The organism is Neobacillus sp. S1115, from assembly GCF_055385565.1.
Window position 1 is genome coordinate 3281744 of record NZ_AP038275.1, and the last position, 23443, is coordinate 3305186.

Sequence of the window (23443 nt, forward strand, 5' to 3'; positions counted from 1 at the left end):
AACGAAAACTTATCCTATCAAGTTTGGATCTGCGTAAATATCCTTTAAACTTCTGCGCAGGATTTTTCCCGCTGCATTTTTTGGAAGTTCATTAATGAACCTAATATATTTCGGTTTTTTGTAATTACCCATTTTCCCGTCACAATGACGAAGGATATCTTCGGAAGATAATGTCGAACCATCCTTTCCTACAATAAAGGCGCTGACGATTTCACCCCATTTTTCATTCGGAAGCCCAACCACACAAACTTCCCTGACGGACGGGTTGGTCAAAATGATTTCCTCAATCTCAGTGGGATAAATGTTTACTCCACCACTAATAATCATGTCTTTCTTTCTATCGACAATATAAAGAAAGCTTTCTTCATCAAGATAGCCCATGTCACCAGAAGACGCCCATTCCCCTCTGTAACACTTATTCGTTTCCTCTAAATTTTTGTAGTACTCCGCTCCTAACAATAACCCTTTTTTATAGACCTCTCCCACTTCACCTTGTTTCACTTCATTTCCATTTTCATCAAGAATTTTTATGTTTACCCCGTAAAATGGCAATCCGCTGGACCTATTTTTTCTAAGCTGATCCTTTGGTTTGAGCAAGGTATAAAAACCATGTTCAGTTGAACTATACATGGTATATAATCCGCATTTAGGAAAAAACTGTAATGTATCCTCCTTAAGCTTGGTCAATAGAGCGGCTCCCCCACAGACCAATACACGTAAAGAGGAAACATCATAGTTATCTTTATCAGAATCATTTAAAATCTCACTTAGCATGGTCGGTACCACCGGCGTCACCGTAATTTTTTCTTCTTCAATAATGCTAAGAATCAGTTTCGGGCTAAAAGTATTTGTAATGTACAAGGAGCCGCCAACACTTAACAGCTGAAGCCCAAACAAAAATCCCAGACCATGATAAAAAGGGCTGGATATTAATAAATAATCGTCTGGCAGCATCGTGAATTCAATAGCCACCCTCTGCCAATGTTCAATCATTGATCGGTGGGTTGTTAAAGCTGCTTTAGGGGCACCAGTCGTACCGCCCGTTAAACCTAACCAGAAATGATCATCTTCATGAACATTAACGTCAAAATTCTTATCATCTTTCTTTTTTATTCTAGATTCGTAGTTTGCCATTGCCCCGTTTCCAATGATTAGTATGTTATCTTTTGGAATTTGGACCTCATGTTCAATTTCACGATATATATCCCATAATTCTTCTGATAAAATGAGGGCTTTAGTGTCCGAATGTTCAATCGCGTATTTCAGCTCCCTGGAAACAAACCGAAAACTTACCGGGGCAATAATGATTCCGGCTTTCGCCAAGCCAAAAATGATTTCTGGATATTGTCCGCAATTGGTTAAAAAGGTGACGACGGTATCCCCTTGTTTAAGCTGAAAATCCTCGATCATCAATCTGGCAACCTGGTTACTTCTATTATTAAGTTGTGTGAATGTCAATACAAAACCTTCATTCGTTTTAACCGCGACCTTATCTTTTGTATCAAACTTGCTGGCAAAATAATATGGGATTTCCCCTACAGTCAATTGGTCATGTCGCAATGACATCAAATCTCCCTCCAAAATCAAACCATTAATTTTCTATAATCAAAAAATTTTTCCAGCGCCTTTTTACATTCAGCCTTAATATCCAGGCAAATTGAAACATGGGGTGACTTTTTAGATCCCAAGGTTTCTTGTCTAATTGATTGAAAAATTGAGATAATAATTGTTTTACCTTACGGAAGTCTTCTTTATCTACTGTTTCGATGATGATAAAACAAACATTCTCCAATTTATCGCTATTTCCAGTAAAATTTATCAACAATCTCTCTACCGGACTCGCCGTCGCTTTGATTAGACTTAATTTAAATGAAGTGGAATAATTAGCTATAAAGGTTAGCCCCTTTTTATTGCTAAGAAGATAGGATCCTGAATTTTCTTCCCAATTTCCTTTTACACTATTAACTTCAAAAAAATGAGTTATGTCTTTTCTAAACTCTTCTATGTCATAAGCTAAAAAGTTTTTCCAAATGCTTTTGAATTTTGCCATACGCCCCTTCCTTTCCTTACGTAAAGAAAAAGTACCTTGATATGAAAAAACGTGAAGGAACAATTTCTCCATATCAAGGTTATTCTTATTTATCCAACAACAGATTGTGCATTTTTATGAACTTCATCCATTTTATGAATCATTTCCTGTGATTCACGCGAAGCCGCGTTAAAGGTAACATTTGAAACGATGACATTGGCAATTAAACCTAGCGGCAATGCGATTAAAAACTCTGCAAAGGTAGGGAGGGTGATAACTTTTAACGAATTGAGTGCATATAAAACAGCGAAACCACCGCTTCCAACAATCATATTTGCCAAAGCCCCTTGCCTTGTAGCCTTTTTCCACCAGATTCCAAGTACTAGAGGACCAAAGAATCCTGATGTCATCATCGCTGTTGCCTGTGAATACAAAATGACCAATAGTGCAGGAGGATTTAGTGCAAACAGTGCTGAGACAATCCCTGCTACAAAGATGGATATCTTTCCAATCCGCAGTACTGTTTTTTCCTTTGTATTTGGAAAGATGGAAGACCAAATATCATTGCTTACAGCGACAGATATAGCCAGTAATAATCCACTAGTTGTTGACAATACCGCAGCGATGATGGCAGCAGTCGCAAAACCTTGAAGAACGGGAGGGAAATATTGCTCCATTACAGCAATATAAGCATAATCGGGATCTTTTAATGCCTGTTCTGTGCCAATCGGAAATAAGTTTAGGGCTGCTGCACTAACCCCAATAAAGCCTACCAAACAAAAGATTCCGTAAAGAAGGCCTGTATACCCCATCGTCTTTTGTGCTACATTGCTGGATTTAGAGGCGAGAATTCTCATTGAAATGTGCGGAAAACAGGAAACGGTAAACGTCCATACAAGAGCAAAACCGATCGCTGTGGTAAGAGGTACACCTAATGCGGACCAATTCGGGCTAATTTCAATTGCTTTAGAAATCATCTTGGCTGGTCCGCCTAAGTTAATGACTGCAAATATTGGAAGAATGATCATGAAGATAAACATAAGTACGGCTTGTATGGCTTCTGTCATCGTAACGGCCCACATACCTCCAATCGAGGTATAGAATACAAAGATAATCGTCACAAGTAAAAGTGTCCAAACATAGTCCCAGCCTAATAAATACTCTGCGGTAATCCCTGCCGCTTTATACTGTGATACCAGATATAAAGTGAATGCCACTACAACAATTGCACCACCAACAATTCTTAGAACTTTCCAATTGTTATACCTTTCTTTGAAAAAGTCTACCAAACTATTGAGCTTCATCGAGCTCAGATATGGGGCAACTAATACAGAAGCAATGATAAAGCCGGAAACTGACCCAACAATGGCTGACCAAATATAGCTTAAGCTAAAAGAATAGGCTACTCCAATTGATCCCAAGAACGAACCACCGCTAGCAAAAGCAGCAAAGGTAGCTAACGTATTAATTGGCAGGTTTACATTTCCAGAAGCAACATAAAAATCACTACGGTTATCCAAAGCCTTCCTATTAAAATACACACCAATTAAAATATAGGCCAAAAAGAATGCACATACTAACAAGGTTTCAAATATTTTCATTTAAACACCACCTATAGATTTTGATTTTTATCTTGATCTATCATCGTTTCTTTTTCCTTGCTGCCTCCAGATAAGAAAATAGCGAGTAATGGTGTTAAAATCAAAGTAGCTCCAGATGATATAGCAACCCAAGAGAATTTACCAGGTTCTGGATCTCCACCCCATGGTCCATAAATGACTACAATCGTTGCAAAACACCAGATTAATAGAAATGCCGCTTTGCCTGGAAGTTTATACCACATACTAATCCCTCCATTTGGATTCATTGAGTATCATTACACAATACCAGATTTAGATTTCAAATCTCGCAATTCTCTCCTCAAGATCTTTCCGGCTGCATTTTTAGGAAGTGAATCAACAAATTCAATGTATTTTGGTTTTTTATAATTCGCTAACCTTCCATCGCAATAACGTACTATATCTACTTGGGTCAATTCATCTTGATCACTCTTGACAATAAAAGCGCTTACAACTTCTCCCCATTTCTCATCAGGCAGACCCACAACTGAAACTTCTTTTATTGAAGGGTGTGATTGAAGGATTTCCTCGATTTCCGTAGGAAAGATATTTACTCCCCCGCTGATAATCATGTCTTTCTTCCGATCGACAATGTAGAGGAAGCCTTCTTCATCCAGATACCCCATATCACCGGAGGATGCCCAATCTCCCCGATAATTCTGTTCCGTTGCTTCCTTATTTTTGTAATATTCCTTCCCGAGGAGCAAGCCTTTCTTATATATTTCACCTACCTGGCCTTGCTGAACAGGATTCCCATGTTCATCGAGAATTTTTATTTGCATCCCGTAAAAAGGAAGTCCACAGGATCGATTTTTCCTCAATTGATCCTTTGGTTTGATGATCGTGAAGAAGCCATGTTCGGTAGAACCATAATATTCGTATAAACCTGCATTCGAGAAATATTCGATAGTGCCTTTTTTTGTCCTTGTCAATAATGCCGAACCGGCACATACAAGTACCCGCATCGATGTCACATCGAAATCCTTTTTCTGAGGATAATTCAGGATATCATTGTACATAGTTGGAACCATCGGAGCGGCGGTAATCTTTTCTTCTTCAATAATTCCTAATACCAACGAAGGATTAAACGTATTGCAAATGTACAGTGAACCCCCAACACTTAATTGCTGAAGTCCAAATAAAAATCCAAGTCCATGATAAAAGGCACCGCAAATTAATTCATAGTCATCTTCCAGTACGGTAAATTCAATCGTAATTCTTCTCCAATGCTCAACCATACTTCGATGTGTTGTTAATGCAGCCTTTGGATATCCCGTTGTACCGCCAGTAAGCCCCATCCAGAAATAATCGTCTTCCTCAGCCGTAATCTGAACATTTTGACCGGACTTTTGGCTGATCATATTTTCATAGTTTGCAAATTCTCCATTTCCGATGATTAGGACATTTTCAGGTGGAATTTGAATATCGTCCTTTATTACCTTAAAGACATCGTACAAAGATTCTGACAAAATGATAGCTCTTGCGTCAGAGTGATCAATAGCATATTTAAGCTCCCGTGCTACGAAACGAAAGCTAATGGGTGCAACGATTAACCCTGCCTTTCCAATTCCATAAATAATTTCCGGGTATTGACCACAATTATGCAAAAAGGTAATAACGGAATCTCCTTTATTTAACTTAAAATCTTCCGTTATTAATCTAGCTATTTTATTACTTCTCTCATTTAACTCGCCCCACGTGATGGAGAATCCGTCATTGGACTTCACTGCCAGTTTATTCTTTGTATCATATCTCTCCCCAAAAAATTGAGGAATTTCACCTACGGTAAACGTATTATGTTTTACATTCATTGGACTACCTCCATTATTGAACAGTTTTCTTCATTCTGTTTCACATGCTGGAAGATGATATCTCTGAACCACCTCCTTGAATTAATAGGAAAATACTTGTTATTGCTGAATATTCCGATATTTCAGGATGAAATTTTCCTTCTAAATCGGACTAATTCCGTGTTTTCTTGGTGGTACTTGAAGTGGTAATTGCTGAGGCAATCGTTCGAGTGTTTTGGCAATCAGATATCTCGTATCTAGTGGATTCACAACATCATCTACCCCAAAACCTTCTGCCCCTCGTATTGCCCCTGTTTGTGATCGAAATTTACTTATTAATTCCTGTCTTTTTTCTTCTTTATTTTCTACACCTTCTAATTCGCGAGAATATGCGACCTCTACTGCACCTTCGATACTCATCGCACAGATTTCCGCAGTTGGCCAGGCAATCTGGTAATTCGATTGATTGGCCAGAACCAAATAGGCAAACCCATATGCTTTTCGAACAACAACCGAAATTTTTGGTACTGTCACTTGGGCAATTTCATATTGAAGTTTTCCTGACTTACGGACTAATCCTGCCAATTCAGATTGCTGCCCCGGTAAAAACCCTGCAACATCTATGAAGGTGAGTAAGGGAAGGTGGAAAGCATCACACAAACTAACAAATCTTGCTGCCTTTGTACAAGCCTCTGCGTCCATAATTCCCCCCAGATAACGAGGCTGATTCGCAATAATCCCGACAGTTCTGCCGTCGATTCGGGCGAAAGCAGTGATGATATTCTTGGCATATTGAGGTTTTAATTCATAAAGACTATCTTGGTCAAAAATTAAATCTAGAATTTTCTTCATATCATAGCCTCTGTTTAACGATTCAGGTATCACCGATAACAGTTCAGGATTCACTCGATTTAGCGGCTGCTGATTTGGTACTTTCGGAGGACTTTGACTTGCATTTGATGGAAGGTAGCTTAAGTATCTTCTAATCTCTCTTATACATTCTTCTTCATTTTCCACGACCAAATCGGCCATCCCTGTTCGCTGTGTTTGAAAAACGGCTCCGCCTAGTTCTTCCTTCGATAAATCTTCACCTATTGCAGCCTTCACTAATTTGGGGCCAGCGATTCCCATCGTTCCATCTTTTACAATTGGAACAAAGTCACATAAAGAAGCAAAGTTTGCCGGACCTGCAAAACCAGGTCCCATAATGCCGCAAACTAATGGAACCCAACCTGACATCAGGGCTAAATCCGCAAATGCAGTTAAATGAGTTTCTATAGCGAATTCCAGTGCATCCAATCCCTCTTGTATCCGATGCCCTCCGCCTTCCATTAAAAGAACGACTGGATATCCTGAATCCTTAGCCATTTTAATGATACGTTCTATTTTTTGCATTCCCTTACGCCCCATCGACCCACCCAATACGGTAACATCCATGGCGCATACGGCAGCCGTTCTGCCATCAACCTCTCCAATCCCCGTAATTACACCATCCGCTGGGGCATCCTTTCCTTCCATCATTTCCATACCCTTATGCTGAACTAACATACCAAATTCAATAAATGTGCCCTCATCCAAAAGCAGATTGATTCTTTCTCTGGCAGTTAATTTTCCTTTGGAGTGCTGTTTTTGTACGGCCTCTACTCTTTGCTCATCCAGTTTAGAGCTCTTTTTCTCGGATAACTCCCTAAGCAAATCATCCATATAGCCTTGTTTTTTTTCACTTACATGTATTGGTTGATATACATCTGAATTCATCTGCTATCCTCCCGCCTTTTCATTTTCTTCAATTAGAAAAATAAAGTCGAATCCAAGATAATTAGAGTGTCTTTCTTTGTTTTTCGGAAACGGTATATTCTAAATATAGCTGTTCAACTATTTGTGCAGCAGGAAGGACCTCTTTAACTGCCCCCACGCCTTGACCTGCTGACCAAATGTTTTTCCATCTTTGCTTTCGAATATCTCCCTTATTAAACTCTTCATAGGGTGGTAGATTTTTAGGGTCTAAACCCGCTGCTTCAATGGTGGAGCGAATAAAATTCGCAGGCATGCCGGAGATTTCCTTCGTCGTCATTACATCATCTATGTTGGATGCCAAAAGCTTTAATTTATACTCATCAACTGCCATACTCTCATTTGCACTGATAAATCTCGTTCCCATATACACCATGTCTGCTCCTAGGGCTTCGGCTGCACGAATGGAAGTACCATCCATAATGCAGCCTGCTACGACAACGATTCCATCAAAGAACTCCCTTACTGCCCGAACGAAGGCAAATGGATTTAACCAACCGGTATTGCCTCCTGCTCCTGCACACAGCAAAATTAAACCATCTACCCCTAATTCCACTGCTTTCTGTGCATGCCGGAGTGTTGCAACATCTGATAAAACCAATCCACCATAGGAATGAATATGTGGTACAACTTTTTCTGGAGACCCAACACTCGTAATCACAATCGGAACTTTGTGACGTTTCACAGCATCTAGTTCTTCTGATAATTTTTCACTGCGGATAACTATATTTACTGCATATGGCGCTGGGTTATGGGTATGTTCAAGTGCAGTTGAAATTTGAGTCAGCCAATGGTCTAGTTCTTCTGTCGTGCGAGGATTTATTGCTGGAAAGGATCCAATCACACCGCTTCGGCAAGCCGCGATGACAAGATCAGGACCCGACACTCTAAACATCGGTGCGACAATTACGGGGAGTTTAAGGTTGGAAATAGGTCTATAGTCCATTTATTTAATGCCTCCATTCAATGTATTATTTCTTAAAAACTATCCTTACAAGCTCATGGAGTTTGAAACCTTTTAGATGAAGTTATGTACAACATATAAATATACTTTTTTGCACAAAAAATTACTATCGAGTTACAAAAATATAGTAACTCCATAGTAACAAAAAGTCAACTGAATTTTCAGAATATAAGCATTTTTTAATATTAATTCGATACATGTTTAATTCCATCTACCAGAATCGCTACTACATTTTTTGCAATTTCGGTTGGGTCACTTTTTCCATCCCACCATCTAGGCACTGAATTTGCTGCGTTGAAAAAAGTATTAATGATAATCCTATCATCCACATCTTTAAGCTGATCGGGGCTCTCACACCGCCAATCTTTCAAACATTTAAAATATGGTTCTTCAACCATTTTTCTATACTCTTTTATCTGGTTTTTATATACTTCAGGAAATGAGGAAAGCGACAATAAAGTTGGGTACGATAAGGGAAAATCTTCGTGAAAATAACTAAGAATATGAGATTCTAACATTTTTGACATGCGTTCAGAAGGACTTTGAATGTCTTGCAGCTGTTTCAGATTATTCAAGGCAAATTCATACACCACTTTGTGACATTGAAATAATAGTTCATCCTTCGATGAAAAATAGCGATAAAGGGCCGCTCTGGTAATTCCGATCTCATGGCCGATATCCTCCAAGGTTGTTTTGTAATAACCTTTTTGGCCAAAAAGCCTAAAAGCAGTCTTGATGATTTCTTTTTTTTGATTCATTCTATTTTGATGCACTTTTTCACTTACATTTTCAGGCTTTTCGTCATATATATAATCATTTAAGAATTCCACACTTACTACCTCCCAAATGCAAAATTTTGTTACTATAAAGTAACTAAAATGATAATGGCATACTAATATATTGTCAATAATGAGACATGGGGACGGTTCTCGTGTCTCATTTCGGCTAGAAAATGAGGCAGAAGAACCGTCCCCGTGTTTCTTTATAAGAATATGTCTACTCAATATTTTTACCTAATATAATTAGAAACCTCAATAAGGTTAAAATCCGGGTCCCTGAAATATACTGAATAAATGCGTCCTACTGCGCCAGTTCGTTCTACCGGCCCCTCAATAATGGTAATTCTATGCTTTTCTAGGGATTCTATTATTTGTTCTATAGGAGTATCCGTAATAAAACATAAATCAGCTGAGCCAGGTGTTGGGCTTATTGCTTTTGGCTCAAACTCTTTCCCACTTTGATGCAAATTTATTTTTTGATTTCCAAATTTAAGTGCTTTTCTGCCTTCACCAAAGGTTTGAACCTCCATACCCATAACTGAAGAGTAAAATTTACATGTAACTTCAATATCTTTAACTGTTAAAACTAAATGATCTAGCCCCTTAATATTCATCTCTCTCTCCCTCTTAAAAACAATTAATTTTATTCCAAAACATACTGAATCGATGACTGATATAAATACTCTTTTAACAATCGGTAGCTCAAAAATATCACAAATATTTCCAGATGCCAATATAGAAATTTGCCTCTGTTTTGTCTTCAAACCAAACCGTAATTTTATCAAAGATTTACTAGGTCCCGAACACCAAATTATAGTCCAGTAAAAGAGCAAAAAAATTTCCATAAAATTTAACAATTTGTTAAGAAATGATAAATTATGATTTCTATATATTAGGAGAAAAGGAGGTGTGTGCAGGAATGTCAGATGAACCACGAGAACTACCTCAGGAAGAACCTCAAAAGCAAACTTTAGAACGGAATCAAGAAAACATCAAAACTCTTAAAGATGAGATTAAAAATGAAATTAGAAATGAATTAAAAGAAAAATTCAGCCATTCTCGCAAGAAAAGAAAGCATCGAATAATTTATTCTGTTTGTGTCTTTGCACTCGGTGTTTTGATTGGCTTTGGCGGCGGAAGGGCAACTCATTCAGAGCATCACTTTGACCAGGTACACAAGGGACACTTTGAACATGGTAAATTTCAAAAATGGCATGATATGCGAAAATAGTTATACAAATAAATACAGCCTGGGAAGAACCGCTCCCCTTCCTAGGCTGTATTTATTTCTTATTTTAGTGTTTTTTAGGTAGTTTTGATTTATTAATTTGCCCATACCACAATTTGAATTAATTAAGTTTTCCTTGAAATTGATCATTTTTTTTCATTTCATGAATCGTCTCTTCAATTTCCTGGACAAAATATTTAAATACCTGATGATTCCCTGAATCACTAAAGTTCTTTTTATCAATTGAATTAAGCAGCCCAATAACTGCTTTAAACTTTATATCATCAAAAAATGGGATTTGGCTTTCCCCATAGATTTCACCTTCAACTTCCACCTCCCCTTCATCATTCTCCAGCCTAAATCTGAATTTTTCCGTGTTATCAGCGTTCAATTAAGCTCGCTCCTCTATTTAGATGCATGGGGACGGTTCTCATGTCTCATTAACGCTCGAAAATGAGGCACGAGAACCGTCCCCATGTTTCACCCTTATATTTTTTAATTGATTTGCAAAAATATACACAGATAACTATCAATAATTAGGGCAAAATAATATAACTAATTCTAAAGAAAGAGGGTCTTAGGATGTTTTATACCTATAACCTATACAGTTCGGATCAATTGGGATTTACAAACTCTTATCACATCCAAACCGAATTGCCACCGCATAAATTTCGGGCCATTATGATGGAATTTCGGAGTGGAGGAAATAATGATCCGCAGGCTTTTGTGAAATACATGCGCGAACATTTCCCCAATAGCTTTCGTTTATTCGAGTATGATGATGTTGTGCAATATGATGCCGACCAAGAAAACTCGGTTATCCTTTCCAACCTTTTAGACCAAAATAATCAAACTATTTAGGGCTGTTGAAAAAATAGGTTCAACAGCCTTTTTACGGCTGCGGGGAAACCATATAGGAGTGATATTAGAAATGAAAGGAAAAAGTGTCAAGACGATTCATGTTCTGTTATTACTAGTTGTAATAGCCGTTTTAATTTGGTCACTTATCAAGCCTGCAAGCTACAAGTCATGGACATTGGAAGCCACTCCTGCCATCATCGTTTTAATGATCGCCCTATTAACGTACAAAAAGTTTCGTCTTACTACCTTTTCTTACGTCATTATTGCTATTATGGCGATCTTGATGTTTGTCGGCGGCCATTACACCTATTCAAAGGTTCCTCTATTCAATTGGATAAAAGATACTTTTGATTTGAAAAGAAACCACTACGATCGATTTGGTCATTTTTTAAAAGGCATGATTGGCATTGTGATAAGAGAAATATTATTAAGGAAAACCCCGTTGAAAAAAGGGAAATGGTTATTTTGGATTGTGACAAGTATTTCTCTTGCCATTTCCGCGATGTATGAAATCATTGAATGGATAAGTTTTATTATAGGCAAGGGAGGAAAAACAGCTAAAAACTTTCTAGGGAACCAAGGTGATATATGGGATGCACAATGGGATATGGTATTAACCCTAGCTGGTACCATCATATCCTTACTATTGCTTTCCAAACTGCATAATAGGTTGTTGCGAAAAGAGTTAGAAAAGTGATGCATGGGGACGGTTCTCGTGCTTCATTTTCGCTATAAAATGATGCAGAAGAACCGTCCCCGTGCTTCACATTTAAGGAGTTACAATATTAATAGTATGATTAAAGTCATCCAACAGGTTTAATAATTCTTTTAGCTTGTCCGTGTTACCTGATAGTCTTAATTTTTCTGAAGCAATGGTTTGTTCTAAGTCTATTGCTCCAAGTAAAAATTCAAAAAATGTTTTCTTGTCAGCTACGATTGAAACATCCGGATTAGCATCCAGCCTTTCCTTCTTATTCAAAACAGAATTTTCTAAGTAAATCGTATAAAGTTCATTTACATCTGTTAGAGTTACATTAACGACGATCCTCTTACCTTCTGCTTTTGGTCCATTTAACCTAACGGCCATCAACTTAAAGAATTCGTCAAAGGAAGTCCTAAGGATTAAGCGCGAAATTTCTTTTGATGCGGCTCGCCCTTGACGGACTCCATTTCTTAGTTCTGATGCCCCTAAAAGATAAGCATTCCGCCAATTAGCCGACTCCGTCTGGTATCCTAATTGTTCAAAAGCGTCCGCTAATAATTCCTTTGCTTCCACATTTTCCGGGTCCGCCATGACCACATGTCTTACCACTTGAGCCACCCAACGGTATTCTCCATTCTCAAAATCTACCTTCGCTTGTTTTAATATATTGGCTGCACCGCCCATGTATTGGACATACTTTTTCCCCGCTTCCACCTGTGTAAGTGGATCTAAGTCAGAGGGATGTCCACTATAATACCCTAAGTAAAAATTATAAACGGCTTTTGAATTGTGTTTTAACGTACCATAATAGCCGCGATTACCCCAATATTGCCCTAATGACTCCGGAAGTTCAATTAATTCGGCAATCTCATCCATGGTATATCCATGATTGGCTAATCGGACGGTTTGGTCATGGATATATTTGTATAGATCACGTTGATATTTTAAATGCTCTAAGGCTCGTTCCTTCCCCCAAACCGGCCAAGCATGAATCATCACCAAAGCATCGATTTCTTTTTCACCAAATAAATCTATCGTACTATCAAGTGCCTTCACCCATTCCAGTGAATCCCGAGTTTTCGCCCCTCTAATCGCATAAATCTGATGCAGCGTTTTATTGGCATTCTCGGAAACAAATAAAGCTTTGTAATCTTCAATATAAAAATGCATTTCAGCAGGTGCTTCAGTATGCGGGGTTAATAAAAAGGTGAACTGAATCCCATCTACTTCAAGCGTTTCCACTTCATTTTTAATTTCAACATTAGGCATTTCAAAACCATGATGGGCATTGCCTGTACCGAAAACCGATCCAATTCCGGTTGATAAAAACCCGCCCTCTCCCACTGGCAAACCGATACCAAACTGATACCATGCACGCCGATTCATAATGGGTCCCAATAAAACATTTTCACTGAACGCCTCTTTAGTAAAATGCTCAGGGACAATGATCGGGATATCAGGATTGTCAGCATATTCAAGAATGGCCTTAGTACCTCCGTAATGATCGCTATGGCTTTGGCTAATAATGATGGCAGTCACTGTTTTTTTTGGCCGATGACTGAAATATAATTCAATTGCTTGTTTCGCAGATGGCATTCCGCTGGAAGTGTCTATGACAATCACTCCGGTTTTTCCCTCTACGAATATAGTAGTAGCGATGGAAAGTCCACGCACTTGATAGATTCCATCAACGACTTTATACAATCCAGCTTTTGCTTGTAATTGTACGTTTCTCCATAAACTTGGGTTGACAGTGTCAGGCACACTTCCAACAGATTCAATAAAATCTTGGATTTTATTTTCAGTTGAAGCAATCAAGCCTCGATCGGCATCGATAAAATCTTGTTTATCTTCAAAATTTAAGATTTCCGTGAATCTTTTCTGTACCTCTTTTGTAAAAGAAGTAGCAGGCTTTGATTGATTTGATGTAAGATAGGTCATTTTACATTCCTCCAAGGTTAGTAAAATTAAAAAATACTTTTATAACTCATTACACGGAGTACCGTTTTAGTTTGGGAGCCATACTAGGTAAAAAGCACAATTGCACCATCGTCCTAATTAATAAATAAGCCGATTTTCCAACAGTAAACAGGAATATCGGCTTCTTATTTCATACCTTAAACTGCCCGGTACAACTCAAGCATTTATAATAGTTTTACTGAAGATAAACCTTAACCGTTGAATCAATAGCCACATCCAGCAAAATCGGCTTTTTCTCCTGAAAGGCTTTTTCAAAAGCCGGTTGAAGTTCCTCGGACCTTTCAATTCTGACAAAATCAATGCCAAACCCTTTAGCAACACTGACAAAATCTACTGGCGGTTCGTTTAAATCCATCCCCGGGAAAACGTTGTGCTTAGCGGACTCCCCTTTGATATTAAGAATTCCGCCTTTCAGAATCATGTAGCTTTGGTTATTCATAATCACAAAGACGACTGGGAGTTGATACTTGGCAGCATTCCATAATGATTGAATATAGTAAAGGGAAGAACCATCCCCGATTATATTGACTACCCTCTGATCAGGACACCCCAGCTGTGCGCCAAGGGAGGCCGGCATACCGTATCCTAGGCCACCGCCCTTCAATGCGATCAGGCTTCCAGGCTGGTTTAGTTCCAAATAACTGTGGGTATATCTTCCAGAAGTTACGGATTCGTCTACAACTAAAACATTTTCCGGCAGTGCTTTATTTAATTCATACATGACTTCGGCAGGGGATAAAGGAAATTGGCCTCTAGTTTCTTCCAGTTCCTTTAAACGCAGTTCATCACTATGTATTTTCTTCTGTATAGTCTTTTCTTTTAAATTTTCGAATCGGGCCTTATCCTCAACATTTGATTGGATTTCGATTAATTCTGTCATTTCCTTAATGGCGATCCTTGGGTTGGCCGAAATGGCAATATCTACGTGCATGTTCTTGCCAAGCTCCCATTCACCACTATCAATTGCGATTACCTTGGTTCCCTTTTGGACAATCGGCTTGTCAAAGTAAAGCAATGGGGCTTGACTCGTGACTCCCACGAAAACCACAACATCTGCTTCTGAAAGGGCCTTCTCGATAAAGGGACCGTTTGGCAGGCATCTTCCCGCGTATTGACGGTGACCATAAGGGAAATTTAATCTGGAGGCCTGATGCTCTACATATACAGGAGCACCAATCATCTCCGCGAGCCGAACCATTTCGTTCACCCCTTGGCAGCTGGCCAAGTGATCCCCGACCATAAACACAGGATTGATTGCATGCTGAATCAAATCGGCCGCATTTTGCACTGCTTCTAGATCTCCCCTAATATTAGAGGAAACAATGGTAAGTGGGATTGTTTCTGCCTCAATCTCCTGCCATAGCACATCCGAAGGAAGAGAAAGAAAAACAGGGCCCATCGGTTCTGTCATAGCCACTTTAAAGGCCCGGTGCAGAACAATTGGTAATTCCTGTGCATTTTTTACTTCCCAACTCCATTTTGTGTAATTTTGGGCCATGCTTACCATTTCTCCCCATAATGCAGGTTCCTGGATAGCGAGTCTGGTATCCTGCTGGCCGGCGGTTACAATAAGCGGTACCCCGGCACGATAGGCGTTGTAGACGTTCCCTAATCCATGAGCCAAGCCGGGAGCAGCATGAAGATTAACGACCCCTGGTTTACCGGTTGCTTGGGCATAGCCTGCAGCCATTCCAACACACACATCTTCATGTAAGGAAAGAACATATTTAAGTTCCGGATAGTTCACTAGCCCGTCTACCAATGGCAGTTCGGTTGTTCCAGGGTTTCCAAACAAATACTCTACTTCATATTTTTGCAAAGTCTTTAAAATAAAATCTCTAGCAAGCATCTCTCTCACCCTTTACACATTTTAGGAGTTTTTTTCTTTTCAGAAAATATTATACTACAAAATTTTGAAATTTTTATATATTTAAAAAAATAAGAGAAAATTAGAGGCTGATTAGAAAAGGCGATACCAACTTATAGTATCGCCTGTCTTCATCCTATCCGTTATGATTCCTTAAAAGTTGTCATACTGTAATGACAACTTTTCCTTGAGCGTGCCCCTGTTCAAAGTACTTGAAAGCTTCTTCCACTTCACTCATCTTAAAAGTTTTATCAATAACTGGTTTTACTTTTCCGGCTTCAAGGAGTTCTTTTATATAAATTAAATCATTTTGGTTTTGCCTTTGTAATAGGCTAGACATTTTATTCCTCCCAGTGAGCGAGAAGCAAGGACCTAAGGTCATTGTTTGAAACAGCTGTGAACCCGAACCTCCGACGTGAACAAAAGTTCCATTAGCATTTAAAGACCGCTTATAAGCTGTAATCGTATGGTGCCCGTTCACACCGAGAATCAAGTCATACTTCTGTCCTTTTTCGGTAAAATCCTCTTTTGTATAATCAATGACATGATCTGCCCCAATGGAACGAAGGATTTCTAAATTTCTTGTACTGCAAACACCTGTTACTTCTGCACCAAAAGATTTGGCAAGCTGTACCGCAAAAGTTCCAACACCACCAGAGGCACCATTTATCAAAACCTTCTGTCCCGCCTTAATCTTGCCTTTATCCCTTAGACCCTGTAAGGCAGTAACGGCCGCCATTGGTACCGCAGCAGCTTCCTCAAATGTGATATTTTCTGGTTTTAATGCCAATGCATTTTCAGGAACAGATACATATTCAGCAAAACCACCCCAGCCAGCTCTGGAAAGATCTCCAAATACCTCTTGGCCTGGCTGAAACTGTTTAACATTTTTACCAACTGCTTCGACCCGGCCTGCAATGTCACCTCCGGGTATGGAGTATTTTGGTTTTAGAAGACCGAAGGCCAAACGGGCTAAGAAGGGCTCTCCTTTCAAAAGCACTAGATTACCATAATTCAAGGATCCTGCATGAATCTTTACCAGTACCTGATGGTCCTCAGGAATAGGTTTATCTACTTCTGTCAGATTAAGAACATCGGGTGAACCATATTTGTTATAAACGATGGCTTTCATTCTTTTCCCTCCGTATCCATTTGTCTGTTATTTTTTTGAGGAACTCATTATCTCTAGTGGAGCTCCAAATGCTATTTTTGTAGACATGTCAGCAAGTGAAGATTCATTGAATCCCCTAACGATGAGCCATACGGCTAAAATCATTTCATTAGCCGCTACTGGCAGCGCCAGTATAACACCCCAAAAAGAAACTTGTTGAATGACTCCAAACATTTCTAACAATGCGGCGATAAAAACAAGGGCTGCCCCTGTCATACCCAAGATGGGAATAAATCTTGGTACGAGCTTCGATTTAAAAAATATATAACTGTACATCATCGTATTAATGCCCAGCATGAAATTGGGACCAAGCAAAAATGTCCAGTCATGTATTGCTATTAGTACTGTGCCTGAAGCATGAAAAGAGGCAATATCTGGAGCACCCGCTGCTGTATATTCCCGGCTTAAGGTTAAGAGGGACAGTACGCTTATTACACCAACCGTGATGATCATCGCTTCAAGAAACCTAAAACAAACATGCCAGAGTGCAATCGTTTCATTGTACTTTCTTAAAATAGGAAACATAATCGTTGCTGTACCAACAGCGGAAACGACAAGTATTAGCTCCATAAGCGCTCCCGTTATCACCTGGTTAGCATGTTCCGAGCCTTTAATCAGGTAATCAGGACCTTTTAGGATAGGACTATATAAGGTTAGACCAATTACCGCCGTAACTGCCGCAAGTATAAACAGTACTCCCACCATTTTTGCCGCTTTTTTATTTGAATTCATTTTGTTATCCCCTTCTCTTAATAAATTCAAAAACGGTAAAGCGTATAACAATCATAGTTTTTATTTCTTTGTGTCTTGCCCATAGAAGAATACCTCTTCCAACGGTAAGTTAAAGGCGTGAGCAATGCGAAAAGCAAGTTCTAGGGATGGGGAGTAATTTCCCTTTTCGAGAGCCACGATGGTTTGTCTTGTAACGCCCACCTTGTCAGCCAGTTGCTGCTGAGTCATTTCATTATGGTCAAATCGTAATCTCCTGATATGATTGCCGACAAGATTTTTACCCATTATTAGACTCCTTTCCGATAGTGATAAAGTTTCGTAACAGATCCAGTCACATCAGAAATGAACCCTGATATGATCAGGATCATGAACATCAACTGTGACGGCTGATAAATAACCAGCGATCCCATTGCAAGTAGAAAGCCGAAAATAAAGACAAAAAAAGAATTTCTGTTTGCTCTCAAGTCAATTAACTTATCCAGCTCATCCGCAAACGCTGGTTCCTTTTCGCCAGTAGTTATTCTAAAGATGATGTTAAAAAGAATGCTGATAATGATGTGTGCAACTATTGAAAGCAAAGTCAGGATGAGTACGAATGAACCCCAATAGCGAAAGGTTTCCAAGGACTCCAGCCCTCCTTCAGGGTGCCGTGGGTACATGTACAAGCAATAAGCTCCGAAAATGAGTATGGCGCTGCTCAACGATACGATGCTTTTCTTTTCTTGATAGGTCATGGTTTCCCCCTTATTTTATTTTCTTCTAAATTTGGTAAAATATGTTATACATAATGTAATATAAACTTTACATGAAGTAAAGTATAATTTACAAAAATAAAACCGGACATCGCAAAATGGGCAATGTACCGGCATGTGCTTTTATAATTTTGCTCTCATTCTAAAAATGCTTAGGTCATTTAAATTATCGAGTCCAATCTTTAAGTATCATCACTTTGAACATATGAAAAAACAAAAAACCACACGTGTGGCAAAATCACCGTGTGGTACAAAGTGAACATGACAATTACCGGTAATTTTTTTCGTATGCGTCCTTTTATTAATATGAATAATCGCCAAACTTCTGCAGTACACAAATGGTTTGAGTTAATTTCTCACCACGTGTGGTAAATCTACTTTTCTCACTTTTCCTGTAGCTGTTAATGGAAGTTGATCGATAATTCTGATTATCGGAACTTTGTATATAGCCATATTTTCCTTACACCACTGGTGTATCTTCTCCTCATTAAGAGTACCTTTAAATTCGTCCTTTAATTGCACAAACGCAATCGGGATTTGTCCCTTCTCTGAATCTTCCTGTCCAACCACTCCACACCCGTCAATGCCTGGCATCTTGCTTAAAATGATTTCAATTTCAGGAGGAAAAACGCTCATGCCATTGACCTTTAACATTTCCTTTCGTCTTCCCAAGTAATGCAAAAATCCTTCCTCATCCAAGACACCAATGTCACCCGTGTGGAACCAGCCATTCGTAAACGAATTTTTTGTTGCTTCTGGTTTATTCCAGTACCCTTTTAGTAAAGATGGCGAATGAATAACTATTTCACCCTCTTGTCCTAATGGAAGGAGCTTCCCCGAATCAAAGTCAACAATTTTAATTTTCGTTTCAGGCATTGGCAGTCCGCAAAAGACAGGCTGAGTCTTAAGATCCATGTCGTCTGTTTGTAAGCCTGTGGTAAACGTATCCATGGTATGGGTTTCTGTCATACCAAAAGCGGATTCCTTTATGGTAACCCCAGTTAGTTTTTTCCAACGTTCACGGTATTCAATTGACAGCTTCTTAACAAAAGAGCTTACGGAAGTTGCTTTGATCGAACTTAGGTCATACTTTTCAATTTCAGGGTCATCCAATACTTCTAAAACATTGTCCAAGACACCGCCAAATACATTCACCTGATATCGTTGAATGGCTTCCAACACGGCTTTTACATCCCAGCGATAAAGTAATACTTGCGTCTCACCCTTAAATACAGGGGCAATGAGACTATTATTTTCACCCGCGATCCAAAATATGGGTAAATAGCTCAAGCTAACCCTATTTTCTAAGGATGGAATACTATATGAATAAGTGGAGATACAAGCTGCTGTATATAACATATTTCGCTGTGTATGTTGACAGCCTTTAGGCATTCCCGTTGTTCCACCTGTATAGTTTAGGGCTGCTAAATCATCTAGATTATCATTCAACTTCAAGGAACAAGAGTACTTTGAGTTTTCTATTATTGAAAGGAAAGAAATCGTGCCTGGACAGAAAACTGGTTCAAGCGGCATGGAACGATGCAATGGTATAGTTGGTTTTTGTGGTAAAAAATCTCGCAGGCTTGTCGTTATCACTTCTCTTAAGCTCGTATTATCTTTGACTTTTTGTACTAATGAGTAAAAATGATCTAGCGTAATTAGAACTTCAGCACCGGCATCATTTAATTCATAGAGCAGTTCTTGTTCTTTAAACATTGGGTTAACCGGGACATGTACGCATTGAGCTTTTAGTATTCCATAAAATGCAATGATAAATTGTGGACAGTTAGGCAGGAAAACGGCTACCCGGTCCCCCTTGTTTATCCCTTTAGAAATAAGGTAAGCAGCGAAACGGCTGCTCCAATCATCCAATTGTTTAAACGTGATGTCCAAGCCATAATAAATAAAACAAACTTTATCTGGCGTTATTTCTGCTCGTTTTCTTAGATAGTCCGTTAATGGTATTTCACCAAATGGATATTTTGGTTCCTTTGGTATTTCCCCGGGCCAGTTTTTATCCCAGAGTCTTTGTAAATTTTTTAGGTACTGACTTTCATCCATATTCCAATTCCCCCTTATTATTAAAAACCTGTCGGCCAGTTTGCGAGCAGTCTCTGACTTTTTGTCCCTTTATTTAACATTACGGATTCCAGTGCTTGGCATAGAAACTTTCGGGTTTCTCTCGGGTCAATCACATCATCAATAAGATGTTTTGCGGCAGCCTTATAAGGTGAGCTATCAAACTCCCAATTTCCTAAAAGTTCTTTTCTTGCTTCTGGCAGGTCATCAGCACCTTCTAACTGCCGACCGTACACAACGTTAATTCCAACCTCTGGACCTGTGAAGTTAATTTCTGCGGTAGGCCAAGCCACCACAAAATCTGCTCCCATATCAGGTCCGCACATATTGCTATATGCTGCTCCTATACTTTTTCGTACAATCACAGAAATTTTCGGAACGGTGGAATGAGCTAATGCTTGATTCCATACCATAATTTTCGTTGGAATCTTTGCTTTTTCCGCTTGACTGCCGACTCGAAACCCTGGGATATCATGTAAAAAGATAATCGGAATATGGAAGGAGTCACATAAACAGATAAAGTCAGTTGCTTTATCGCATTCATTCGGACCCGCAGCGCCCGCAAACTTCATCGGTTGATTGGCAATTATCCCTACAACCATACCGTTTAGCCTGGCCAATCCTGTAATGAGTGCTTCTCCGAAATAGGGTTTAAGTTCAAAAAATGACCCCTCATCGACAATGACATCAATCAGTTTTTTCATATTGTAGGCTCGATTTCTTTGCGTAGGAACAATATCCATTACGCTATCTAATAATCGATACGGATCATCACCCGTTTCTTTAAAAGGGGGCCCTTCGTTCGCATGGGAAGGCATGTAGGATAGAAACTTTCTAATCAAATCCATACACGTTTCTTCGTCATCCGCACTTACATCCGTTTGGCCCGTAATTTCTGCGTGTAGTTTCCATCCGCCTAGCTCCTCAGGTGTAAGTTTTTCTCCTGTTGCTACCTCAAGCATACGAGGACCGGATACAGCCATACAGGTTCCTTTTAATTGGACAGTAAAATCCGATGTAACCGCCTTCCAAGTTGGGCTGCCATAACTATCTCCTAAAATAGCCGTCATAACAGGTACGGTACGATCATGCTTTAGGAACTGCATCGGCATCATATGTTCACTTATTCCATCAGATCCCATCCCATCAGGCATTCGGAGCCCCCCGCCCTCCGCTAGGTAAATGATCGGAAGACCTCGTTTCACTGCCAATTCGTACAACTTTCGTGATTTACGACTTTGGACAGTGGCTCCTGTACCTGCAAAGACAGTCTTGTCGGTAGCGTGAATGACAACTTGCCGGCCCTCTATTTTTGCAAGGCCAGAAACCATTCCATCTGCAGGACTCTTTTCCTTAAACTCGTCATAATCAGAATGATTTAACATTCCAAACTCCATAAAAGAATTGGAATCAACACACATTTCAATCCGTTCCCTTGCCGTGTTGAAGCCCAAGGAATGGTGCTTTTCTACCTTTTCTTTGCCGCCTAATAGCCGTGCTTTCTCTTTCCTTGCTTCAAGATCTTCGATAAAATCTCTCATCCACTTTCACCTCATAAAAAGCCTGGTTGTGTAAGCTTTTTGTAGTAAATTTTGTTTGTTTACAATTATGGAATTATAGTTTAATACTAGAATATTTCGAATAGTTAGTCTAATATCTATAATGAGCACTCTTATACCTTAAAGGTATTACGCTGCAAGGAGGATAACGTGGAAATTCGACTACTTCACTATTTTATTGCTGTTGCCGAAGAACTTAATTTTAGCCGTGCCGCTGAGAGACTTAACATTTCCCAACCTCCGCTAAGCAGGCAAATCATCAAGCTCGAAGGGGAATTAGGTGTGAAATTACTTGACCGAACAAAACAAAAGGTGGAGTTGACGGAAGGCGGCAAAGAATTTCTGAAACAATCTTATGAAATTTTGGATAGGATTGAACGGGCGTGTGCAGCTACACGAAGAGTGGCAAATGGGGAAACGGGTCATTTGTCTATTGGATATTCAGGCAGTATGCATAATTTATTATTACAAACTCTTTTTCATTACAGGGGAAAGTTTCCAAATGTGGATATGGCACTGACAGAATTAAGTTCAACAGGTGTTAGAGAAGCCCTAGAAAAGAGAGAAATTGAAATTGGCATACTTCCTCCCTATAACAGTGACCTTTTCAATTTCTATACGATAATTGAAACACCGTTTATTGTGGCATTACCCCAGTCACATCCTTTAGCATCTGAACCAGCTCCGTTAGATGTTAAAGCATTGGCTGAAGAAAATTTCATTCTCCCCCCTCGAAGAATTGGCACACCTTATTATGATACCATCATTTCCTTGTGCACCCAGGCTGGCTTTAGTCCCAATATAGTTCAAGAAGTAAATGGATTAACGACGATTTTCACCCTTGTTGCAGCTGGCACGGGGATCACCATTGTGTCTAAATTGGCAATGGAACACCCTAACCAAGGGATCGTGTTTAAAGACCTAATTCCGGTGAAAACAATTGCTACTTCACTAGCATGGCGGAAAGATGAAAAGTCGTCCATTGTGAATAATTTTCTTACAACCGCACGGGAATTTTTAATTAATCGCACCTAAAAGCAGCTTTTCTTTACACTTACGACGGAATCTTATGCATGGGGACGGTTCGAGATCACTGAAAAAAACACGCCTAACATCGGCTTATTAAAGACAAAACTGTCTCGACTGAGGGTAAAATGTCTTTAATCCGGCTTATTAAAGACAAAACTACCTCGATTTAGAGTGAAACTGTCTTTAATCTACCTTTTTCAGTGGTCTCGGACGGTCCTCGTGTCTCATTTACCTTTCCCTCAACCTTCAATATTGATTAAAGTGATAGGCTTTGGCCAGCATTTCCATTAAATCGATTGTTGCAGGGTTTAAAATTCCAATGTTGGACCCAATAATCTTTGAAACAGATTTAATAGTTTTAAAAAAAAATCATCGGTTAATTATAATAAAAGGACCGAACATGCAGTAACATGTTCGGCCCAGCAATGGATGGTCTCTTTAATGGGATGGCTATCTGGCAAGTGTATTCCACTCAAGGGTGGATTATTTCCTCCCCAGTAACTTCCG

22 protein-coding genes are annotated in these 23443 nt (G+C 39.3%); 4 read left to right on the forward strand and 18 right to left on the reverse strand.

Translation table 11 applies throughout. The annotated features are described in order from the left end of the window. Positions 1-9: 9 nt before the first annotated feature. The 9 genes from ACZ5B7_RS15905 to ACZ5B7_RS15945 form a co-directional block, all read right to left on the reverse strand. A complete protein-coding gene (locus ACZ5B7_RS15905; RefSeq protein ID WP_464490043.1) occupies positions 10-1566 on the reverse strand; it encodes a class I adenylate-forming enzyme family protein in 1557 nt (518 codons plus the stop codon). A 25-nt stretch (positions 1567-1591) separates the two neighbouring features. Beyond that, positions 1592-2050, reverse strand: a complete 459-nt coding sequence (locus ACZ5B7_RS15910) for a hypothetical protein (protein ID WP_464490044.1) — start codon at positions 2048-2050, stop codon at positions 1592-1594. A gap of 89 nt (positions 2051-2139) precedes the next feature. After that, on the reverse strand, positions 2140-3630 hold the full coding sequence (locus ACZ5B7_RS15915) for a sodium:solute symporter family protein (RefSeq protein WP_464490045.1): 1491 nt from the start codon (positions 3628-3630) through the stop codon (positions 2140-2142). A gap of 11 nt (positions 3631-3641) precedes the next feature. Beyond that, the gene (locus ACZ5B7_RS15920) at positions 3642-3872 is read right to left on the reverse strand and encodes a hypothetical protein (protein ID WP_464490046.1); all 231 of its coding nucleotides are present in this window, start codon (positions 3870-3872) and stop codon (positions 3642-3644) included. Between the two features lie 33 nt (positions 3873-3905). Beyond that, positions 3906-5459, reverse strand: a complete 1554-nt coding sequence (locus tag ACZ5B7_RS15925) for a class I adenylate-forming enzyme family protein (RefSeq protein ID WP_464490047.1) — start codon at positions 5457-5459, stop codon at positions 3906-3908. 141 nt (positions 5460-5600) lie between these two features. Beyond that, entirely contained in the window at positions 5601-7196 is a 1596-nt protein-coding gene (locus ACZ5B7_RS15930; protein ID WP_464490048.1) for an acyl-CoA carboxylase subunit beta, read from the reverse strand. Positions 7197-7257: 61 nt separating this feature from the next. After that, positions 7258-8178, reverse strand: coding sequence for an NAD(P)H-dependent flavin oxidoreductase (locus tag ACZ5B7_RS15935; protein WP_464490049.1), 921 nt, complete (start codon positions 8176-8178; stop codon positions 7258-7260). Between the two features lie 203 nt (positions 8179-8381). Then, complete coding sequence (locus ACZ5B7_RS15940) at positions 8382-9026, reverse strand: TetR/AcrR family transcriptional regulator (protein ID WP_464490050.1); 645 nt, start codon at positions 9024-9026, stop codon at positions 8382-8384. Positions 9027-9205: 179 nt separating this feature from the next. Next, complete coding sequence (locus tag ACZ5B7_RS15945) at positions 9206-9709, reverse strand: VOC family protein (protein ID WP_464490051.1); 504 nt, start codon at positions 9707-9709, stop codon at positions 9206-9208. Positions 9710-9894: 185 nt separating this feature from the next. Here ACZ5B7_RS15945 and ACZ5B7_RS15950 point away from each other — a divergent pair, with 185 nt between their 5' ends. Further along, on the forward strand, positions 9895-10206 hold the full coding sequence (locus tag ACZ5B7_RS15950; protein WP_464490052.1) for a hypothetical protein: 312 nt from the start codon (positions 9895-9897) through the stop codon (positions 10204-10206). 118 nt (positions 10207-10324) lie between these two features. Here ACZ5B7_RS15950 and ACZ5B7_RS15955 read toward each other — a convergent pair whose 3' ends face one another. Then, entirely contained in the window at positions 10325-10594 is a 270-nt protein-coding gene (locus ACZ5B7_RS15955; protein ID WP_464490053.1) for a hypothetical protein, read from the reverse strand. Positions 10595-10785: 191 nt separating this feature from the next. On the opposite strand from ACZ5B7_RS15955, the gene ACZ5B7_RS15960 reads away from it, so the two are divergent. Continuing rightward, on the forward strand, positions 10786-11064 hold the full coding sequence (locus ACZ5B7_RS15960; RefSeq protein WP_464490054.1) for a hypothetical protein: 279 nt from the start codon (positions 10786-10788) through the stop codon (positions 11062-11064). 70 nt (positions 11065-11134) lie between these two features. Then, complete coding sequence (locus ACZ5B7_RS15965) at positions 11135-11761, forward strand: DUF2238 domain-containing protein (protein ID WP_464490055.1); 627 nt, start codon at positions 11135-11137, stop codon at positions 11759-11761. A gap of 72 nt (positions 11762-11833) precedes the next feature. On the opposite strand, the gene ACZ5B7_RS15970 is transcribed toward ACZ5B7_RS15965, so the two are convergent. The 8 genes from ACZ5B7_RS15970 to ACZ5B7_RS16005 all read right to left on the reverse strand — a co-directional run bounded on the left by ACZ5B7_RS15970 (position 11834) and on the right by ACZ5B7_RS16005 (position 21889). Then, positions 11834-13708 carry an alkyl/aryl-sulfatase gene (locus tag ACZ5B7_RS15970; RefSeq protein WP_464490056.1) on the reverse strand — a complete coding sequence of 625 codons (1875 nt, stop codon included), beginning with the start codon at positions 13706-13708 and terminating at the stop codon, positions 11834-11836. Between the two features lie 214 nt (positions 13709-13922). Further along, positions 13923-15596: a thiamine pyrophosphate-binding protein gene (locus ACZ5B7_RS15975; RefSeq protein ID WP_464490057.1), complete on the reverse strand. Its 1674-nt coding sequence runs from the start codon at positions 15594-15596 to the stop codon at positions 13923-13925. A 181-nt stretch (positions 15597-15777) separates the two neighbouring features. Beyond that, positions 15778-16746, reverse strand: a complete 969-nt coding sequence (locus tag ACZ5B7_RS15980; protein ID WP_464490058.1) for an NAD(P)-dependent alcohol dehydrogenase — start codon at positions 16744-16746, stop codon at positions 15778-15780. 27 nt (positions 16747-16773) lie between these two features. After that, entirely contained in the window at positions 16774-17517 is a 744-nt protein-coding gene (locus ACZ5B7_RS15985; protein WP_464490059.1) for a DUF4386 domain-containing protein, read from the reverse strand. 60 nt (positions 17518-17577) lie between these two features. Then, positions 17578-17802, reverse strand: a complete 225-nt coding sequence (locus tag ACZ5B7_RS15990) for a helix-turn-helix transcriptional regulator (RefSeq protein WP_464490060.1) — start codon at positions 17800-17802, stop codon at positions 17578-17580. Positions 17803-17804: 2 nt separating this feature from the next. After that, positions 17805-18251, reverse strand: coding sequence for a hypothetical protein (locus ACZ5B7_RS15995; RefSeq protein ID WP_464490061.1), 447 nt, complete (start codon positions 18249-18251; stop codon positions 17805-17807). A 366-nt stretch (positions 18252-18617) separates the two neighbouring features. Continuing rightward, a complete protein-coding gene (locus ACZ5B7_RS16000) occupies positions 18618-20330 on the reverse strand; it encodes an AMP-binding protein (RefSeq protein ID WP_464490062.1) in 1713 nt (570 codons plus the stop codon). Positions 20331-20350: 20 nt separating this feature from the next. Then, positions 20351-21889, reverse strand: a complete 1539-nt coding sequence (locus ACZ5B7_RS16005; RefSeq protein WP_464490063.1) for an acyl-CoA carboxylase subunit beta — start codon at positions 21887-21889, stop codon at positions 20351-20353. A 168-nt stretch (positions 21890-22057) separates the two neighbouring features. Between ACZ5B7_RS16005 and ACZ5B7_RS16010 the strand changes: the two genes are divergently transcribed. Then, positions 22058-22942, forward strand: coding sequence for a LysR substrate-binding domain-containing protein (locus ACZ5B7_RS16010; protein WP_464490065.1), 885 nt, complete (start codon positions 22058-22060; stop codon positions 22940-22942). Positions 22943-23443: the final 501 nt, after the last annotated feature.

Bases quoted from the DNA above. Each gene is read 5' to 3' on its own strand.
- ACZ5B7_RS15905 (WP_464490043.1), bottom strand. From the start codon at position 1,566: ATGTCATTGCGACATGACCAATTGACTGTAGGGGAAATCCCATATTAT.
- ACZ5B7_RS15910 (WP_464490044.1), bottom strand. From the start codon at position 2,050: ATGGCAAAATTCAAAAGCATTTGGAAAAACTTTTTAGCTTATGACATA.
- ACZ5B7_RS15915 (WP_464490045.1), bottom strand. From the start codon at position 3,630: ATGAAAATATTTGAAACCTTGTTAGTATGTGCATTCTTTTTGGCCTAT.
- ACZ5B7_RS15920 (WP_464490046.1), bottom strand. From the start codon at position 3,872: ATGTGGTATAAACTTCCAGGCAAAGCGGCATTTCTATTAATCTGGTGT.
- ACZ5B7_RS15925 (WP_464490047.1), bottom strand. From the start codon at position 5,459: ATGAATGTAAAACATAATACGTTTACCGTAGGTGAAATTCCTCAATTT.
- ACZ5B7_RS15930 (WP_464490048.1), bottom strand. From the start codon at position 7,196: ATGAATTCAGATGTATATCAACCAATACATGTAAGTGAAAAAAAACAA.
- ACZ5B7_RS15935 (WP_464490049.1), bottom strand. From the start codon at position 8,178: ATGGACTATAGACCTATTTCCAACCTTAAACTCCCCGTAATTGTCGCA.
- ACZ5B7_RS15950 (WP_464490052.1), top strand. From the start codon at position 9,895: ATGTCAGATGAACCACGAGAACTACCTCAGGAAGAACCTCAAAAGCAA.
- ACZ5B7_RS15960 (WP_464490054.1), top strand. From the start codon at position 10,786: ATGTTTTATACCTATAACCTATACAGTTCGGATCAATTGGGATTTACA.
- ACZ5B7_RS15965 (WP_464490055.1), top strand. From the start codon at position 11,135: ATGAAAGGAAAAAGTGTCAAGACGATTCATGTTCTGTTATTACTAGTT.
- ACZ5B7_RS15970 (WP_464490056.1), bottom strand. From the start codon at position 13,708: ATGACCTATCTTACATCAAATCAATCAAAGCCTGCTACTTCTTTTACA.
- ACZ5B7_RS15975 (WP_464490057.1), bottom strand. From the start codon at position 15,596: ATGCTTGCTAGAGATTTTATTTTAAAGACTTTGCAAAAATATGAAGTA.
- ACZ5B7_RS15980 (WP_464490058.1), bottom strand. From the start codon at position 16,746: ATGAAAGCCATCGTTTATAACAAATATGGTTCACCCGATGTTCTTAAT.
- ACZ5B7_RS15985 (WP_464490059.1), bottom strand. From the start codon at position 17,517: ATGAATTCAAATAAAAAAGCGGCAAAAATGGTGGGAGTACTGTTTATA.
- ACZ5B7_RS15990 (WP_464490060.1), bottom strand. From the start codon at position 17,802: ATGGGTAAAAATCTTGTCGGCAATCATATCAGGAGATTACGATTTGAC.
- ACZ5B7_RS15995 (WP_464490061.1), bottom strand. From the start codon at position 18,251: ATGACCTATCAAGAAAAGAAAAGCATCGTATCGTTGAGCAGCGCCATA.
- ACZ5B7_RS16000 (WP_464490062.1), bottom strand. From the start codon at position 20,330: ATGGATGAAAGTCAGTACCTAAAAAATTTACAAAGACTCTGGGATAAA.
- ACZ5B7_RS16005 (WP_464490063.1), bottom strand. From the start codon at position 21,889: ATGAGAGATTTTATCGAAGATCTTGAAGCAAGGAAAGAGAAAGCACGG.